Below are 13778 nucleotides of genomic sequence, written 5' to 3' on the forward strand. Positions count from 1 at the left end.
AAGAGAGTGTGGATAAGTCCTCGACCGATTAGTATTCGTCAGCTCCACGCGTTGCCGCGCTTCCACATCGAACCTATCAACCTCATCGTCTCTGAGGGGTCTTACCAGCTTGCGCTGTGGGAAGTCTCATCTTGGAGGGGGCTTCACGCTTAGATGCTTTCAGCGCTTATCCCGTCCGCACATAGCTACCCAGCTGTGCCACTGGCGTGACAACTGGTGCACCAGCGGTGCGTCCATCCCGGTCCTCTCGTACTAAGGACAGCTCTCCTCAAACTTCCTGCGCCCGCGACAGATAGGGACCGAACTGTCTCACGACGTTCTGAACCCAGCTCGCGTACCGCTTTAATGGGCGAACAGCCCAACCCTTGGGACCTACTACAGCCCCAGGATGCGATGAGCCGACATCGAGGTGCCAAACCTCCCCGTCGATGTGGACTCTTGGGGGAGATAAGCCTGTTATCCCCAGGGTAGCTTTTATCCGTTGAGCGATGGCCCTTCCATGCGGAACCACCGGATCACTAAGCCCGACTTTCGTCCCTGCTCGACTTGTAGGTCTCGCAGTCAAGCTCCCTTGTGCCTTTACACTCTACGAATGATTTCCAACCATTCTGAGGGAACCTTTGGGCGCCTCCGTTACCTTTTGGGAGGCGACCGCCCCAGTCAAACTGCCCACCTGGCATGGTCCTCGCACCCGATCAGGGTGCCGAGTTAGAAACTCCGTACATCAAGGGTGGTATCCCAACGGCGCCTCCCCCGATGCTGGCGCACCGGATTCTCAGGCTCCCACCTATGCTGTACATGATGCACAAAGTTCCAATACCAGGCTACAGTAAAGCTCCATGGGGTCTTTCCGTCTTGTCGCGGGTAACCTGCATCTTCACAGGTATTATGATTTCACCGGGTCTCTTGCCGAGACAGCGCCCAAGTCGTTACGCCTTTCGTGCGGGTCGGAACTTACCCGACAAGGAATTTCGCTACCTTAGGACCGTTATAGTTACGGCCGCCGTTTACTGGGGCTTCGGTTCAAAGCTTCGCTTCTACCCACCGAACACAAGCTTACGCTCGCGTTCGGCGGGGCCCAGAAGCTAACTCATCCCCTTAACCTTCCAGCACCGGGCAGGCGTCAGCCCCTATACTTCGCCTTGCGGCTTCGCAGAGACCTGTGTTTTTGCTAAACAGTCGCTTGGGCCTTTTCACTGCGGCCCCCTCGGGCTCAGCCCACCTGACACAAGCTTACGCTCGTGTCAGGCGGGGACCCTCACCCTACCGGGGCGCCCCTTCTCCCGAAGTTACGGGGCCATTTTGCCGAGTTCCTTAGCAAGAGTTATCCCGCGCACCTTAGGATTCTCTCCTCGCCTACCTGTGTCGGTTTGCGGTACGGGCACCTTGTTCCTCACTAGACGCTTTTCTTGGCAGTGTGAAATCAGGGACTTCGGTACTTGTATTTCCCTCGCCATCACAGCTTGTGCTGGATGGTATGCGGATTTGCCTGCATACCACACTTGCTGCTTGGACGGCCATCCAGTAGGCCGCTCACCCTATCCTCCTGCGTCACGCCCTCGCTCAAACGGAACAAAGGTGGTACAGGAATATCAACCTGTTGTCCATCGCCTACGCCTTTCGGCCTCAGCTTAGGTCCCGACTAACCCTGGGAGGACGAGCCTTCCCCAGGAACCCTTAGGCTTTCGGTGGACAAGATTCTCACTTGTCTTTTCGCTACTTACACCGGCATTCTCACTTCCAAGCGCTCCACCGCTCCTTCCGGTACGGCTTCACCGCTGCTTGGAACGCTCCCCTACCCAGTCCGTACGGACTGCCATAGCTTCGGTGGTACGTTTAGCCCCGTTACATTTTCCGCGCAGAGTCACTCGACCAGTGAGCTATTACGCACTCTTTAAATGGTGGCTGCTTCTAAGCCAACATCCTGGTTGTCTGGGCAACTCCACATCGTTTCCCACTTAACGTACACTTGGGGACCTTAGCTGATGGTCTGGGCTGTTTCCCTCTTGACGATGGATCTTAGCACTCATCGTCTGACTCCCGGACATAAGTCATTGGCATTCGGAGTTTGACTGAGTTCGGTAACCCGATGAGGGCCCCTAGCCCAATCAGTGCTCTACCTCCAAGACTCTCACTGGACCCACCGAACCCAAGCTTACGCTCGTGTTCGGCGGGGTCCCATCCGAGGCTAGCCCTAAAGCTATTTCGGGGAGAACCAGCTATCTCCGAGTTCGATTGGAATTTCACCGCTAGCCACACCTCATCCCCGCACTTTTCAACGTGCGTGGGTTCGGGCCTCCAGTAGGTGTTACCCTACCTTCACCCTGGACATGGCTAGATCACACGGTTTCGGGTCTACGGCAACGTACTTGCGCCCTGTTCAGACTCGCTTTCGCTGCGGCTCCGTCTCTTCGACTTAACCTTGCACGCTACCGTAACTCGCCGGTTCATTCTACAAAAGGCACGCCGTCACACATTGATCGTGCTCCGACTATTTGTAAGCACACGGTTTCAGGTTCTGTTTCACTCCCCTCCCGGGGTGCTTTTCACCTTTCCCTCACGGTACTGGTTCACTATCGGTCGCTAGGGAGTATTTAGCCTTAGCAGATGGTCCTGCCAGATTCACGCGGGATTTCCCGTGTCCCGCGCTACTCGGGGTCCGTCTCGGAGAGACGCGCGTTTGGGTTACGCGACTGTCACGCTCTCTGGTCCACCTTTCCAGATGGTTCACCTACGCGCGTCTTTTGTAACTCCACGTGAGACGCCCCACAACCCCGCAAGGATAACCTTGCGGTTTAGGCTCTTCCCCGTTCGCTCGCCACTACTAGGGGAATCACTCTTGTTTTCTTCTCCTCCGGCTACTTAGATGTTTCAGTTCACCGGGTCTGCCTTCTCGCCACCTATGGATTCAGTGACGGATACCATCCCATTACGGATGGTGGGTTGCCCCATTCGGAGATCCCCGGATCAAAGCGTGCTTACCGCTCCCCGAGGCTTATCGCAGTTCGCTGCGTCCTTCTTCGGCTCCTAGCGCCAAGGCATCCACCGTGTGCCCTTAGTAACTTAACCACACGGATGTGATTATGTCTGCGTTGCGACGCACAGGACGTGCTAGTGTCGGCGTAGTCCCATGGACGGGACGTCTCTAGCCGACCCAACAGGACGTTGGCGCTTTTAGCAGACGAAACCACACGTTTTTCGTGTCATGTCGTGGGACATGCCACGTCTTGCATTTGCCTTGCCTATACTCGTTATCCAGTTTTCAAGGTACGACAATATCTAAGAGTCCAACCTCACAAGAGGTCAAACCGCCTGGCAGCGTCCTACTCTCCCGGCCCCCTTCGGGGCAAGTACCATCGGCGCTGGAGGGCTTAACGGCCGTGTTCGGCATGGGAACGGGTGTGTCCCCTCCGCCATCGCCACCAGACGACGCACAGGATGTGCTAGTGCCTGCATTGCCACAGGATGTGGCGCCTTTAGCAGGCCTTCCTGTGTCTTTCGAGACAGGATATTTACTTTACCACGTCTGCCTCAGAGAGGCAAGTGGAAGTTGAAGGAAATGCTCCCTCAAAACTGAACAGCGAAAACGTTTGTAGCCGAAAGCTCCATAGAAAGGAGGTGATCCATCCGCACCTTCCGGTACGGATACCTTGTTACGACTTCACCCCAATCATCTGCCCCACCTTCGGCGGCTGGCCCCTTGCGGTTACCTCACCGACTTCGGGTGTTGCAAACTCTCGTGGTGTGACGGGCGGTGTGTACAAGGCCCGGGAACGTATTCACCGCGGCATGCTGATCCGCGATTACTAGCGATTCCGACTTCATGCAGGCGAGTTGCAGCCTGCAATCCGAACTGAGACTGGTTTTCAGAGATTGGCTTGCCCTCGCGGGTTCGCGTCCCGTTGTACCAGCCATTGTAGCACGTGTGTGGCCCAGGTCATAAGGGGCATGATGATTTGACGTCATCCCCGCCTTCCTCCGTCTTGTCGACGGCAGTCTCTCTAGAGTGCCCAACTGAATGCTGGCAACTAAAGATAAGGGTTGCGCTCGTTGCGGGACTTAACCCAACATCTCACGACACGAGCTGACGACAACCATGCACCACCTGTCACCGCTGCCCCGAAGGGAACCTCCATCTCTGGAGGGATCAGCGGGATGTCAAGACCTGGTAAGGTTCTTCGCGTTGCTTCGAATTAAACCACATGCTCCACCGCTTGTGCGGGCCCCCGTCAATTCCTTTGAGTTTCAGTCTTGCGACCGTACTCCCCAGGCGGAGTGCTTATTGCGTTAGCTGCGGCACTGAGGGTATCGAAACCCCCAACACCTAGCACTCATCGTTTACGGCGTGGACTACCAGGGTATCTAATCCTGTTTGCTCCCCACGCTTTCGCGCCTCAGCGTCAGTTACAGGCCAGAAAGCCGCCTTCGCCACTGGTGTTCCTCCACATCTCTACGCATTTCACCGCTACACGTGGAATACCGCTTTCCTCTCCTGCACTCAAGCCAGACAGTTTCCAATGCACACCGGGGTTGAGCCCCGGCCTTTCACACCAGACTTACCTGGCCGCCTGCGCGCGCTTTACGCCCAATAATTCCGGACAACGCTTGCCACCTACGTATTACCGCGGCTGCTGGCACGTAGTTAGCCGTGGCTTCCTCGTCAGGTACCGTCAAGGTACCGCCTTGTTCAAACGGTACGGTTTCGTCTCTGACAACAGAACTTTACAACCCGAAGGCCTTCTTCGTTCACGCGGCGTTGCTCCATCAGGCTTTCGCCCATTGTGGAAAATTCCCTACTGCTGCCTCCCGTAGGAGTCTGGGCCGTGTCTCAGTCCCAGTGTGGCCGGTCACCCTCTCAGGTCGGCTACGCATCGTCGCCTTGGTAGGCCGTTACCCCACCAACTAGCTAATGCGCCGCAGGCCCATCCGTAAGGGGTAGCTTGCGCCACCTTTCCGTTCTCTCCCATGCGGGAGACAACTCTATCCGGTATTAGCATAAGTTTCCCTATGTTATCCCGATCTTACGGGCAGGTTGCCTACGTGTTACTCACCCGTCCGCCGCTAGGCTCTCAAGAGCAAGCTCCTGATCGCCCCGCTCGACTTGCATGTATTAGGCACGCCGCCAGCGTTCGTCCTGAGCCAGGATCAAACTCTCCATTAAAGTTTAACCTACTCAATAACTTGATTCACGCGGGCTTGGATTCTATCCGGTTTTCAAGGAACGAAAGGAAAGGAAAAACCAAAATCAACCATCATCGCTCAGAGGCGACGCTTATTAATATAGCACAGCACATAGTTGATTGCAACAGGAAATTAGTGAGAAAAATAAAGGGAACTAGCTGCAATCAATTGCTGCACACTGCCGCAAAAGAAAGAACTGCGGCGTGGACTACTTATAATACCACTGATCAGCAAATGAAGCAATAGGGAAAAGAATCCAGTGATGAAAGGAGTGCGGTCAGGCATGAACGACATGCTGCGTTTGGTTTGTTATAACATTCACGGCGGAAAAGATCGTTGGGGAAGAAGGTACCTTGACCAGATGGCGGAGTTGCTTCAGACACTGGAGGCTGATGTGATCGCCTTGCAAGAAGTACATCAAAACAGTCGCCATGGCTATCAAGCAGAGATGCTGGCCGATCGCCTGCAGCTCTCTCTCACCTATGCACCCGCCTTGCAGCTATACGACGGAGCTTATGGCAATGCACTGTTGTCCAAGTTTCCGATGATTCGCTCTGTCAACATACCTTTAGCAGCCAAGAGAGAACCGCGTTCCTTGCTGAAAAATACGCTGCAGTACGGCAAACATGAGATTGATGTTTGGGTGACTCACTGCAGTCTGGACCGTGAGAGCAGGCGTCGTCAACTGAGCGACATTCGCCGGGAAATTGGTCAGCTTGGTTCGCGCCCTCTACTGATCGCCGGCGACTTTAACACCGCATCCCCTCCCCTTTGCCCCCCACTGCAGGATTGTGGAGCAGGGGAAGGTGCCTCAACACCAACCCTTGTTACCTTTTCGAGAAGAGTTGATTACGTGTTTGCTTCATCGGATTGGCAGGTGGATCGATACGAGGTGATCCAGCAGAAAATGTCCGATCACTATCCGCTGCTTGTCACACTAACGCTGCCTGAGTAGTTACTTCCTGAATCACGTATGATTTGATGTCAACCAATCTGGCCGGTTGGACAAAAGGTCGGTTGGTACCTGCGATTAGCAGAGGGATGAGTGAATCCTGCTTGTGCAAAGACCCGTGACTTCCTCCCCCCAGGTGTGTTGGCATATGCTTCGACAAGAATTCATACCCTGGGGCGGCCGTGATGATAATCACCGGGACATCTTGTGAAAACAGCGCACCGTACAATCTGGACAGCGCATCGGGATACGAGTCGAAGCCAATCACCCCACTTTCATCCTGATATAGGTCAAGCACTTTCCATTCTCCCTCTACCGTCCAAGCAGTTCCATACTGGTCGCGAAGCGTTCCACCACGACGAAAGGAGAGCAGTTCCCCGCGATTCATCACTTTGGCCCATTCCCCTTCCTTCCAGGCAATCAGGTCAATCCGGCCCTCCCCGGAGAGCGTCTCAATCACCTGAAAGAGCAAATCGTCACGGAGCGGATACAGATAAGCCATCCGTTCATTGTTGCAAATCACCAACTCATCGCCTTGTATATTGGTCGATTGGAGTTGGTGAGTTGCGTAACCCTCAAGAAGCTGATCCAGATTCACGTTGTGCTCTTCTGTAGAGCCAACCACTGTTTGACCATGGTCACTTACCAAGATGAACACATTTCGCTCCAAAGCCTGCTCCCACGTGTCAAACGTGTCGAGAAAACGAACCAATTGTTTGTCCACTTGCGCCAAATGATCCTCCGCAAGTCTTGGAGACTTGTGAACTTTGTGATCGTTGTCAGGCAGATAGATCAGGGTAAAATCAGGCTGCATGCCGCTTCGCACCACTTCGATCAGCACATCAATTGCATATACGTCATTGATCCCGAGAGAACCTGCCGGCGATTGTGACATGCTCCAGGGAACCTCTCGAAAGATGGCTGGTTTCACCAGTGTCCCCATCGAAAAAATCGTTGGTCCGCTGGTCGTCCCCTCCAGGGAAAAGCCTGCAGCTGCATCCAGCAAGAATGGAGGATGTACGTTGTATCGCTTCCGACCGCGGTGCGCAATCACATTAATCGACCCAGACGTAAACCCTTTTTCCTCCAACTCTTCATGCACCGTCTGCACCTCACTGCTCAAGTGACGATCATTCATGTCAAACACGACATTGCGAGCACATTGGGCAAGCCCGATCGTGAGCACCGGCTCTGCCCCGTTTATATAATTGACGATCTTTTGCTCTGACGGATCGTACCATACAAGTCCTGGCACTTTGTGTCGGTCTGGATACTCTCCTGTGATGAGGGAACAGTCAATTGATGCGGTCATTGTCGGAAAGACGGTCACACAGTCCGGGATCAACTGACCGTTTCGATGAAAAAATTGCAAGGCTGGCGTCTTTCCCTTTTGTATGCAGTTTAGGAGCACGTCCGTCATCATGGAATCAATGAGGAAAAGAAGCACCTTTTTCATGACCTTCCCTCCTTTTTGCTCTATCCCCGTTAGTGTAATCCAACCGAGAGTGAATATGCAGACCTCGTCCGGCTATACTAATGAGTACGGTGGGGTGTAGCCAAGCGGTAAGGCAACGGACTTTGACTCCGTGATGCCCTGGTTCGAATCCAGGCACCCCAGCCATCCAGCAAAAAAGAAAACTCTCCCCTTGCCAGGTGAGAGTTTTTTACATCTTTATTCCTTTGCCACAAAAATTAGCTTAATCTGCTTTTCTTCTCTGGTTACCTCAATCGTTCCGGTTGGATACAGCCTGGATTGAACAGGGACATAGTCAGCCTCGGCCAACGAAGTATCACCAGTCAGACTGGCGAGTACAGCGCTTCGCATAACGATTCGTTCACCCGAAGAATCAACGGACGATTTGAAAACGGGCCTATATAGAGGAAGAGACACGTCGTTTACAGTAAACTGTCCTCCTTCTGTTTCCAGCAGTTCCAATCGCTTCACACCCAGCGACAACATTCCTTTCAGGACTTGGGCGACATCGTCCTCTACCGTAATGTCCGGCTGCAGACCCACATGGTTGATCACGGTCCGATTAGGCGTATAATATTCTTCCAGTGTAATTTTCAACGCATCCCCATCGTTCAACGGAATAATCTGCTGTGCACTTCCTTTCCCGAAAGTAACCGTTCCCACCAGTTTGGCAATCTGATGATCACGCAGGGCGCCCGCAAGAAGTTCAGATGCAGAGGCAGTGCCTTGGTTCACTAGGATACGCACTGGATAGGAGATAGGCCGGCCATTTCGTACCCACGTCTCTATCTCTACTCCGTTCCGATTAACCGTGTGCATAAGCAGACCTTCTTCCATTAACAAGCTGGCCACATCACGCGCGGAAGAGAGGAACCCGCCGCCATTGTCACGCAGATCAATGATCAGACCCTTTAGCGAAGCAGCTGCCGAAATCCGAGCCAATTCATCGCGAAACTGATAGCCGGCATCCGAACCAAACGTCGCAATATTGATATAACCAATATCCCCCGCAAAACGGGCTCCCCATACCTCAGGCATAATCAGATAAGCTCTGGCAACTGTCAGTTCAAGTGAACGTTTTTCTTTTGGTCTGTACACGGTTAAAACGGCAAGACTTCCTTCCTCACCGCGCAAATGGTTGATAGCCTCTTCCAGATTGGAACCAGCTGTTTTGGCGCCATCCACGGCCAGCAAATAATCTCCAGCTTCAATACCCGCCGCCTCGGCTGGCGAATCGGGAATGACTTGTTTGATCAACAGGTACTGGTCTTCAACCTGAAATCGAAAGCCGAATCCCACTGTCTCGTTTTCCAGGTCATCACGGAACTGACGCAGTTCATCTGCGGTAAAAAACATGGTGTGGGGATCCCCCAGAGTGTCAACCATTCCCGTGATTGCCCATTGATGCAGCTGCTTCCACGTCAACGAATGCTGCTTCCGCCACTCCTCCAGTTGCTGCTGCAATTCCTCAAAGGTGTCGTCCCGTGTATCGACCGATAAATCCAATCCTTTTTTCTCCTTCGCTTGTTCGGAGATGTTCGTCAATGCCCCCTGTACAAGCTGAACGGTCTCTGGTCGACTGATGTGATTTTCCAACAAATAGCGATACGCGTCAGCAATCTCCAGAAGGGACTGTGGAGGTTGTGATGGCACGGTTTGAGCGTGTCCAGGAGCTGCCAGCAGGACGCTGAACAAGAGAGCAGCAGCCAACCTGTTGAAAAGCTTCCTCACTTAGCGCCCTCCTTTCGTTACGTCTGACGGCAGATTGATTTCCAGGTTATTGGTTTGCCGATACGTCTCGTTCCCCAGATAAGCGATGTACTCGCCTGAGTCGTACAATTCTTCATAGCGCCACACTCGCTTCACCAGCGCCCCACTCTCCCGCTCGATGTAATACTTGGTGACAAAAGCAGGGGCGTCCATCAGCTTACCGCTATCCAACGACAAAGCGGCCGCCTGCTCCTTCAATGCTTCCCCCGGAATCCATTCCGTGATCACATCGTATCTGCTCCCTTTCTGCAGCAGATAACGGGCATGGAGCTTATGCAAACGTTCCTCAAGCGGCAGGAGATCGACCCATTCGTGTAGGTACTGGGTTGGACCTGGCTCACTTTGCTCCCAACGGGAAGAGTCATGATCGTACAAATAAAGACGATTTTTTTCTTCATCTGTGAACATTTCCATTTTTTGCAGAACCAGTTTGTCAGGGGCCTGATAGATCCCCTTGGTGTGACTGGTCCGATTCTGCTGGTCTACCTGCAGCGTATAGTGATAAAGGTAGCCACTTAGCATCGACTCACCCTCAATCTCGATGCCTGTCGATTTCTCCATGCGCCGCAGCGATTCGTTCAATTGCCTGACAACATCAGGCTGCTGGCTTATCAGGGAGAGGTCTTGCTGCAGCATATCGACATACTCCCGGTCCAGCTGATCGGAGTCGGCTGCTTGATTCAGGAGTTCGTTCGCTTCCTGCATACGCTCACTTGTGATCAGATAGTACAGAGCATTGGTTAGCCCCTCTTCTGTTGACACAAGCTGAAGATAGCGTTTGAGGGCTTGCTGCTTATCCCCGCTTCTCACTTCCAAGGCAGCGAGATACAGTGAATAGTTGAGCCATTCCGTCGTGCCAGCCTTCATTTTCTTCGTATAGGGGAGGAGCTGCTGCAAAGTATCTTCCATGATCGTCGGCTGATCAGTCTCCAATTGCAGAGCCAAATCGTAGACGTTGGCTGCAAGCAGTTTCAGCGCTTCTGGGGACTTACGTTCTGCTTTGAAATATTCATCAACAGCCCGCAGGGCATGCTGCATATTTTCCGTAAGCGGCGTATCGCTTTCCCAACTCAGGTAATACTCTACCCCGACTTGGTTGGAAAAACGGGAGGCAGCCAGCTTGCGCAGCTGCTTAAAAGCCTTCTCGCTTCCCTCTCCCTCTATGATCGATTGAATCGCTTGCCGATACACATGTTGGTCATTGGGCATATCGTCTTCAAGAAACGAATCAAACGCCGGGAACAATTCTGATATTTCCGGAACCAGCGGAAACTTCTGACCACTATAGTCCAGCAAAGGCAGGATTGGACCAGTAGCCAAATACTCACTCATCTGCTTTGCCGCGACAGCCGCCTCAGCTCGCTTGACGTATGCTTCACTAGCAGTAGAAGAGGATTGGGGCGAGAGCCGTTCATCCTGGAGTTGCTCCTCTCGGACTGCAAATATCCGAAGCAGTGATTCCGCTTCCTCCCGTGTAATCGGCTGATCCGGCTGCATCTTGTCGCCAGGGAAAATTTCTTGCAAAGAACCGGGGCCGTATAACCGCTCCATGATGAGGGATAGGCGCAGGATGGAAGGGTAGATCCAAGTCAGGCGATCTACATCGCGGTAGGGCAAATAGGGTTGATCAAACCCTTCTCCCCAACCGTACTCATCATTTTCCGTAAGCAGAGTGAGTGGAAACAACTGATACTCGGTAGTGAGAAAAAGCCGATCCACCATCACGGCGAACTCTGCCCGGGTCATAAACCGATCCGGTTCAAATTCCTCTGCCCCATTCACTCCTGTGAGCAGCCCCATTTGATAGGCATATTCAATAGCCTCTTTCGCCCAATGATCCTCTATGTCGCGAAACGGAACAACCGACTCATGCTCCGGTACCGCCCAAACAGCAGTAGGTGCCATCAATAGACAAGCAAGAAGTAAACATACGAACATTCGTATTGCTTCCACAATATTCCCCCTAGACGAGTATACGCCCACATTCATCGCAATAGACCAGCCCCTTGGCCCTCCTCCACTCGGCCAGCTTGCTTGCAGACAGGGCAAGATGACAGCCCATGCAGGCCTTGTTCCTCACCTCGGCGATGGGTGTACGCTTGGTTTCGGACAGCCGCTGGTACTCCGCGATCATCTTGTCATCCAGTTCCAGCTCTAATTGTTCTTTCTCCCAACCGTACTGCTGGATCTCTTGGTGTAGAACCGCTTCTTTTTCATCCCGCTGCAGCAAAAACTCCTCCCATGCTTTCTTGGCAAGGTAGTGTTCTTGTTCGAGGAGGAGCTTGGCAATCTGCTGATCGGGATCGTCGGAATCTGGCAAGCTGTTGATTTTCTCTTCCAATCGGGATATTGCATCCCGCAGGCTGGCCTCTTTTTCCAGAAATAGTGCTGCCGACTGCTCGGCCTCTGACAATTTTTCTTTGACGAGATGCCACTGCCAAAGCTGTTTGGCAGGATACATAAGGCGATCCCTCACTTTTACCGTCATAAGAATTGAAACGGATCGGTATGGATTTGGGAAGCGATGACGCTCGTCTGATATCCGCCGGCAGCCAGTCGCTCCACAAGATACTCAGCTAGTTTCTGCTTCATGATTTTTTCTATGTTGTGACCGGGATCGATCAGGCGAAGGCCATCGGCAAGCGCATCATGCGCCGTATGGTAATAGATGTCCCCGGTAATCAGCACATCGGCCCCGCGGAATGCAGCCTTGGACACGAAAGAATTGCCATCGCCGCCAACCACCGCCACTTTGGCAACCGGATCATCCAGTTTGCCTACAACACGCAATCCCTCCAAGGAAAAGCTCCGCTTGACCAACTCCGACAACTGGCGCAGTGTCATCGGTTCGGACAGCCTGCCAATCCTGCCAATCCCTAGTCGCTTGCCCGCAAGCTCCAGCGGGTAAATATCATAGGCAACTTCCTCATATGGATGAGCTTCTTTCATCGCCCTAACGACGGCAGATTGTCTGGATGCAGGGATGATGGTCTCTAACCTCACCTCTTCTACTCGTTCCAGCTTTCCCTCTGTTCCTATGTACGGATTGGTTCCGGAGCGGGGCATAAAGGTACCTGTGCCAACTGTCTGAAAGGAGCAGTGGCTGTAGTTGCCGATCCACCCTGCTCCCGCTCGGGCTATTGCTTGCAAGACCGCTTCCTGATGGGTCAATGGAACAAAGACGACCAGCTTTTGGTACGGATCTTCACTCGCTGGATCCAACACCTCTACATCGACCAGGCCAATCGCTTCCGCCAGCCAATCATTTAACCCGCCCTCTGCAGCATCCAGGTTGGTGTGAGCCGTGTATACCGCAATATTATGTTTCAGCAGCTTCTCATAGACCCGGCCGGCAGGCAGGTCGGTCCGCAAGTGCTTGAGCGGTCGGAAAATCACAGCGTGGTGGGCAACGATCAGATCCACTTCCTCAGCGATTGCCTCGTCTACCACTTCTTCCAATACATCTAGTGCCACCATCACCTTGCGAATCGGTTTTTGCAGCGTACCTACGTGCAAGCCGATCTTGTCGCCCTCGACAGCAATCCGTTTGGGGGCCAATTGCTCCACGTATTGAATCACGGTTTGCCCGTTTGCAAACATCGTATCACCTCGTCAATCCAGTTCAGTTCTTGTTTGATTTCTCGTGCCCGCTCCACCGTCTCTGGACGCTGGGAGCAAGCTACCTGCCTCAGTATTTTGCGGCTCTTCTCCTGCTCGCGGCGCCACTTTTCGATCAACAGCGTCGGCTTCTGGCGCCAGAGGATCGGTCCCAGGCGTAGCAGCTCTTCAACGGACCGCTCCTGCTCTTCATATGGCTTGTAAGGATCCCCTGGCTCTGCGACCAGGATTTCGTACAGCACCTGATCCTCTTTTAAAATAGTCTCTGAGCGGAGCTGCCAACCATTTTGCAGAAGCCAGCGTCTGACCAGTTCCTCCCCTACGTTGGGCTGCAAGATCAAGCGTTGGACATCGGCTAAGATCGCATGTCCCCGCTCAAGAATCGAAACGATCAACTGTCCGCCCATACCCGCAATGCAGACCACGTCCACTTCGCCGGGGTTTAATACGGCGAGACCGTCTCCTTTGCGGACCGAAGCACGTCCTTTATCCACCATGGGCGAGAGCTGCCTGCAGGCAGCACGAAACGGGCCTTCATTCACTTCTCCGGCCACTACGAACGATGCAGCTCCGCTCTCCAAGAGGTACGCCGCCAACAGGGCATGGTCAGAGCCGATGTCAGCCACCCTTGCACCCGTTGGACAGTATGCGGCAATTGCACCAAGTCGTTCTGAGATTGCTAGTGTCATCTCCGATTCACCTTCCGTGTGTTTATTCTACCCTATTTGTCTACAAAAGCCCAACCGTAAAAAATCGCAAAAAACCCCCTACCTTTGTAGAAAG

At 53.3% G+C, this 13778-nt stretch carries 7 protein-coding genes, 1 tRNA gene and 3 rRNA genes; 2 read left to right on the top strand and 9 right to left on the bottom strand.

Features of this window, described 5'->3' with window-relative positions; translation table 11 throughout:
* Positions 1–8 precede the first annotated feature (8 nt).
* The 3 genes from LOK74_RS11875 to LOK74_RS11885 all read right to left on the bottom strand — a co-directional run bounded on the left by LOK74_RS11875 (position 9) and on the right by LOK74_RS11885 (position 5161).
* A 23S ribosomal RNA gene (locus LOK74_RS11875) occupies positions 9–3069 on the bottom strand.
* A gap of 241 nt (positions 3070–3310) precedes the next feature.
* Positions 3311–3427: ribosomal RNA gene (rrf, locus tag LOK74_RS11880) — 5S ribosomal RNA — on the bottom strand.
* 184 nt (positions 3428–3611) lie between these two features.
* Positions 3612–5161, bottom strand: a 16S ribosomal RNA gene (locus LOK74_RS11885).
* Together the 16S, 23S and 5S rRNA genes form the textbook arrangement of a ribosomal RNA operon.
* A 303-nt stretch (positions 5162–5464) precedes the next feature.
* Between LOK74_RS11885 and LOK74_RS11890 the strand changes: the two genes are divergently transcribed.
* Positions 5465–6136 (top strand): endonuclease/exonuclease/phosphatase family protein, encoded by a 672-nt coding sequence (locus tag LOK74_RS11890; RefSeq protein WP_230046810.1) that lies wholly within the window; start codon positions 5465–5467, stop codon positions 6134–6136.
* On the opposite strand, the gene LOK74_RS11895 is transcribed toward LOK74_RS11890, so the two are convergent.
* Positions 6114–7589 (bottom strand): alkaline phosphatase family protein, encoded by a 1476-nt coding sequence (locus LOK74_RS11895; RefSeq protein WP_230046811.1) that lies wholly within the window; start codon positions 7587–7589, stop codon positions 6114–6116. The genes LOK74_RS11890 and LOK74_RS11895 overlap by 23 nt on opposite strands.
* Before the next feature lie 90 nt (positions 7590–7679).
* Between LOK74_RS11895 and LOK74_RS11900 the strand changes: the two genes are divergently transcribed.
* Positions 7680–7754 (top strand) — tRNA-Gln (locus LOK74_RS11900).
* A 51-nt stretch (positions 7755–7805) separates the two neighbouring features.
* Here LOK74_RS11900 and LOK74_RS11905 read toward each other — a convergent pair.
* The 5 genes from LOK74_RS11905 to LOK74_RS11925 are packed head-to-tail and all read right to left on the bottom strand — an operon-like array spanning position 7806 to position 13684.
* Complete coding sequence (locus LOK74_RS11905) at positions 7806–9338, bottom strand: S41 family peptidase (protein WP_230046812.1); 1533 nt, start codon at positions 9336–9338, stop codon at positions 7806–7808.
* Positions 9339–11330, bottom strand: a complete 1992-nt coding sequence (locus LOK74_RS11910; protein ID WP_230046813.1) for an S-layer homology domain-containing protein — start codon at positions 11328–11330, stop codon at positions 9339–9341.
* 10 nt (positions 11331–11340) lie between these two features.
* Positions 11341–11838, bottom strand: a complete 498-nt coding sequence (locus LOK74_RS11915) for a C4-type zinc ribbon domain-containing protein (RefSeq protein ID WP_230046814.1) — start codon at positions 11836–11838, stop codon at positions 11341–11343.
* 23 nt (positions 11839–11861) lie between these two features.
* Positions 11862–12977, bottom strand: coding sequence for a Nif3-like dinuclear metal center hexameric protein (locus tag LOK74_RS11920; RefSeq protein ID WP_230046815.1), 1116 nt, complete (start codon positions 12975–12977; stop codon positions 11862–11864).
* Entirely contained in the window at positions 12953–13684 is a 732-nt protein-coding gene (locus LOK74_RS11925; RefSeq protein WP_230046816.1) for a tRNA (adenine(22)-N(1))-methyltransferase, read from the bottom strand. The genes LOK74_RS11920 and LOK74_RS11925 overlap by 25 nt, the downstream gene beginning before the upstream one ends.
* Positions 13685–13778: the final 94 nt, after the last annotated feature.

It is taken from the genome of Brevibacillus humidisoli (assembly GCF_020923435.1).
Taxonomy (GTDB): domain Bacteria; phylum Bacillota; class Bacilli; order Brevibacillales; family Brevibacillaceae; genus Brevibacillus_E; species Brevibacillus_E humidisoli.

What these genes read in the sequence shown, in the direction of transcription:
- LOK74_RS11925 (WP_230046816.1), bottom strand. Translation starts at nt 13,684, where the DNA reads ATGACACTAGCAATCTCAGAACGACTTGGTGCAATTGCCGCATACTGT.
- LOK74_RS11890 (WP_230046810.1), top strand. Translation starts at nt 5,465, where the DNA reads ATGAACGACATGCTGCGTTTGGTTTGTTATAACATTCACGGCGGAAAA.
- LOK74_RS11915 (WP_230046814.1), bottom strand. Translation starts at nt 11,838, where the DNA reads ATGTATCCTGCCAAACAGCTTTGGCAGTGGCATCTCGTCAAAGAAAAA.
- LOK74_RS11920 (WP_230046815.1), bottom strand. Translation starts at nt 12,977, where the DNA reads ATGTTTGCAAACGGGCAAACCGTGATTCAATACGTGGAGCAATTGGCC.
- LOK74_RS11895 (WP_230046811.1), bottom strand. Translation starts at nt 7,589, where the DNA reads ATGAAAAAGGTGCTTCTTTTCCTCATTGATTCCATGATGACGGACGTG.